Annotated in this window: 2 protein-coding genes and 1 pseudogene; 2 read left to right on the top strand and 1 reads right to left on the bottom strand. The window is 64.3% G+C overall.

Translation table 11 applies throughout. The annotated features are described in order from the left end of the window. Positions 1-299: 299 nt before the first annotated feature. Positions 300-1,979, top strand: a complete 1,680-nt coding sequence (locus AWB81_RS40960; RefSeq protein WP_062644141.1) for an ATP-binding protein — start codon at positions 300-302, stop codon at positions 1,977-1,979. Next, a pseudogene (locus AWB81_RS40955) lies at positions 1,970-2,188 on the top strand (Tn3 family transposase); the annotation flags it as partial. The gene AWB81_RS40960 and the pseudogene AWB81_RS40955, both read left to right, overlap by 10 nt. A gap of 106 nt (positions 2,189-2,294) precedes the next feature. Here AWB81_RS40955 and AWB81_RS40950 read toward each other — a convergent pair. Then, positions 2,295-3,686 carry a hypothetical protein gene (locus AWB81_RS40950; RefSeq protein ID WP_062644138.1) on the bottom strand — a complete coding sequence of 464 codons (1,392 nt, stop codon included), beginning with the start codon at positions 3,684-3,686 and terminating at the stop codon, positions 2,295-2,297. Positions 3,687-3,950: the final 264 nt, after the last annotated feature.

The following is a 3,950-nucleotide window of genomic DNA, read 5'->3' as shown; positions in this document are numbered from 1 at the left end:
CACACACTCTGTGATAACGTCATGATTGGCTCCGGTCGTCCACGGGTCTTCGGACCCATTGAGCTTCGAGCTCGTACATCGCTGGGCACGTCCCAGCCGGCTCGACCGGAGCCACCTTACACCGCCAGCGCTCCGCAGTCACCCGTACAACTCGTCGGTCTGAGGCGGAGCCTCGTTAGATGTCGGGGAGGCGTTGCGGGACTTTGAGGGCATTCTGAGCGGCTTGCCGGCATACACGGGTGGCACGGCCATGCTAACGCCGCCATTTGCTGGTCTCGACCCAGCACGACAGTAAGACCATGGAGCATCGGGTTCTGATATTAGCTCCGTTCGGCCGCGACGCTCATGTGATCGCGGACGTGTTGGCGGCGGACGGCCGTGAATGCTTCGCATGCGACGACTTAGGCGTGCTGGCGGCCGAGTTGGCGGACGGCGCAGGAGTTGCTGTCATTACCGAGGAAGCGTTGTTGGTCGACGCCGCCGTCAATCTATTGGCCTGGCTCAGACGGCAACCCCCCTGGTCCGACTTTCCGATCATCGTGCTCGCCGGAAAGCGGGTCGAGCGGCGCTCGGCACGAAGCCTGCGGGCGCTGGAAGAGCTTGGTAACGTTGTGGTCCTCGAGCGTCCGTTGAATTCGGAGACGCTGCGCCGAGCGGTCGCGTCGTCCCTTCGCGCACGAGCCAGGCAGTATGATTCTCGCGGACACCTTGCCGAGTCGCATCAACATCTTTTGGAGCGAGCGAAGGCCCAAGAGGCGCTCGAGCGCCTAAACGATTCGCTCGAGACCCGCATTGCCGACAGGACCGAGGAACTCGCGTCCGCTAACAACCGGTTGATGAAGGAAATCCACGAGCGCGCAAAGGTCCAGGCGGTCCTGGTTCAATCACAAAAAATGGAAGCGCTCGGGCAATTGACAGGGGGCATTGCGCACGACTTCAACAATCTATTAAATGTCATCATGGCCAATGCGGAGCTCATCGCGCGCATCAGCGGCGATGAACGAATCCGCAATATGGCCGCGACCACTAAGCGGGCAACCGAGCGTGGCGCGAAGCTCACAGGCCAGCTCCTCGCCTTCTCCCGCACCAGCAACCTCGATCTGAAAGCGGTCAACGTCATCGTTCTGCTTCAGGGAATGCGCGACATCATTTCCATTTCGCTGGGCTCGTCGATCAAATACACAACCGCTTTCGAAGGCGACGAACTGTGGACTCGGGCGGATGCCAACCAGCTCGAGTTGGCCATTCTCAACCTGGCGATCAATGCGCGAGACGCGATGCCCAACGGCGGTGACCTGGCTATACGCACGGGAACGCGGCCGGCGCCGGACGCGACCTTTACGTCGGGGCAGTATGTCGTAGTGGAGGTGAGTGATTCCGGCTCAGGGATCCCGGCGAGCGTGATATCGCGGGTTTTCGATCCTTTCTTCACAACCAAACCTGTCGGAAAGGGCACAGGACTGGGTTTAAGCCAGGTATATGGAATCGCCCGACAGGCGGGCGGTACCGCTCGCATCGATAGCGAACAAGGAAAAGGGACGACGGTTCAAATATGGCTTCCACTCGGAGCGAAGGACCTGTCCGAGATGAAGGCCGAGGCCGACCCGGAGCAGAGTGCGGCGAGTGGGAAGCGTATTCTGGTTGTCGAGGACGACGAGGATGTACGCACCATGATCGTTGAATGCCTGAAGATGCTGGGTTATACGGTCACCAATGCCCCGGACGGACCGAGCGGCCTAGGGCGGCTTGCAGATGACGATCCCGATCTGCTAATGGTCGACTTTGCGATGCCAGGCATGAACGGGATGGAGATGATCGCGCAGGCTCGAAAGCTGCGCGCCGATCTCCCGGTGATTCTCGCAACCGGTTACGCGGATGTCGATACTTCGAAGCTGGCCGAAAAGGGCCTCACGATCTTGCGCAAACCATTTCAGCTCGATGATCTCGCCCGGTCTGTCCGTCTGGGGCTCGGCAGCTAAGAGAGGCATCCGAGTCGCATCCGCACTGGCGCAGAGCGCCTGATGTTTCTATGGTCGGGCGCGATCCGCGACGTCGCACGCATGCGGTAGGGATGTATACGCACGTGCTGGATCAACACGGCATTGTCTATAACCAACCGATAGTGCTGAACGAACGCCAGGCAGGAGCGGCGATCGAAGGTGCGATCCGGCATAGCGATAACCGCGACGACGGTGGCCTGTCGCGACTTTCGGTACCACCTTCCCGGCGTCGTTGCACTTGAACCCGCTCGTTGCATGGCCGCGGGTGGCTGAAGTGCGAAACGGGCGCCCGGCTCATGCGGGCAGCCGGGTTGCGATCAGTTCGCTCGCGCCTACGTTCGCTTCGGCCGCCGGCCTTCGTGCAAGATGCGCCATGAGCGCCTGGATGTCGTTCGCACTCGGGGCCGCTTCACGGCGGCCTTCGGCCAGCACCACGCGGGCGAGCACGGCATCGAGCGCAGTCGCGCTCGGCAGTGCATGCGGTACCAGCATGCGCAGCAGCGCCACCTGCTCGGCCTGAAGCGGAAGCCCTTGCGCTTGCGCCAGTATCTCGGCGGCCAGCCGTGCCGCCAGGTGCGGCACGAGACCGACGTCAGGCACCGCCACGTCCTCGCCGGGATTGAGCCGCCGATCGGCACCGTTCAGGCGCAGGAAGTCGTCCTTCAGACGCTGATAGCGCCGCGCCAGCAACTCGAAGCTGCTGTCGTCCGCGGCCCAGGCGGGCCACAGCAGAGCGTCGGAGCGCCGGCCTTCGTAATAATGTCCCACACGATGTAGGGCGGCGAACTCCGTGCGCGGAACGCCGTCGCCGAGCTGACGCGCGCGCGGCCCGAGTGCGAAAGGAGTCCACCAGTAGCGTCGCAAGGCGTTGACGCGGGCCGTGAGGCGGGCGCAGAAGGTAATGTCCTGCACGTTGTGTGCGGCGAGTTGCGCTTGCTTCAACGCGTCGTCGATCAAGGGCAGCCACTCGCCTTCGCCGACGACCAGCGCCGTCTCCGCCAGCGTCATGCAGACCATCGCCTGGTAGCCGGCGAATCCCGAGTCGGCCAGCCGGAGCGAAACGTCGATCAACGTGCGCGCCCGCTCGCAATCGCCGAGAAGCCACCCCAGCGCCTGCGCGTGGGCAAGCAGGCGGCGCTTCTCGTAGCCCCAGGTGTCGCTGCTCACGCGGTCGCGGCCCGGCATCAGCGCCACCGCAGCCGCGGCAAGGTCATCGGCCTGCCGCTCCAGCGCCGCGCGCGCGGCGTCGTCACCCGCAGCGGCGCGCAGCGCCTGCACAGCCACGGGCACGGCCTCCTCGAACTCGACGCTCGCGCCCCCCAGCGCCGAGCCGAGGATCCTGATCACCGCCTCCCGCAGCCACGGCCCGGCATCGGCGCGCGGCATGCGCAGCACATGGCCGAGCAGCAGCCACAGGCTCGAGTAGCGGTACTCGGCGTAGCTGTAGTTGGTATAGACGCTCAGATAGCGCGCCAGCGCCTGCATGCCGCACCGGAAGTCGGCCGCCGCATGCGCCACCAGCCAAGGACCGTCGATGTCGGCCAGGTAGCGTGTCGTAATGCCGTTGTCGCCTTCGGCCTGGCAGAGGCCACGCGTGGGCATGTCGGGGTTCTGTGCGCCGGCATCGATGCCCGCCTCGGCGATCATCTTGCGGTCGTAGCTGCTGCCGCCGACGCGCTGCAGCAACTGCTCGATCAGCGTCGGGCTGGCATCCTCAGGTCGGATCGCAGACGCGAACGCTGGGGGCGCTTGGCCGTGCAGTCGGCGCTCACCCAGGCCAGCAGGTCGTGCAGCGCGGGCTCATCGCCGATGCCGCGCTCGACTTCGGCCGCGAGTGAAGTTGACCCGCGAAAACGGACACCTATCCTTTGGACTCAAGAGTGCCGAGTTCGGCACAGTCTTGGGGTTATGTGGCCAGTCGGAACATCTCGAAGGTGTCAGGGTCCTGCC

This window comes from Caballeronia arationis (genome assembly GCF_001544975.2).
GTDB lineage: Bacteria > Pseudomonadota > Gammaproteobacteria > Burkholderiales > Burkholderiaceae > Caballeronia > Caballeronia arationis.
The sequence above is the reverse complement of the archived record's forward strand: the minus strand, read 5'-3'. Positions and strand labels throughout refer to the sequence as shown.

Excerpts from the sequence above, each read along its gene's own strand:
- AWB81_RS40960 (WP_062644141.1), top strand. The coding sequence starts at position 300 with ATGGAGCATCGGGTTCTGATATTAGCTCCGTTCGGCCGCGACGCTCAT.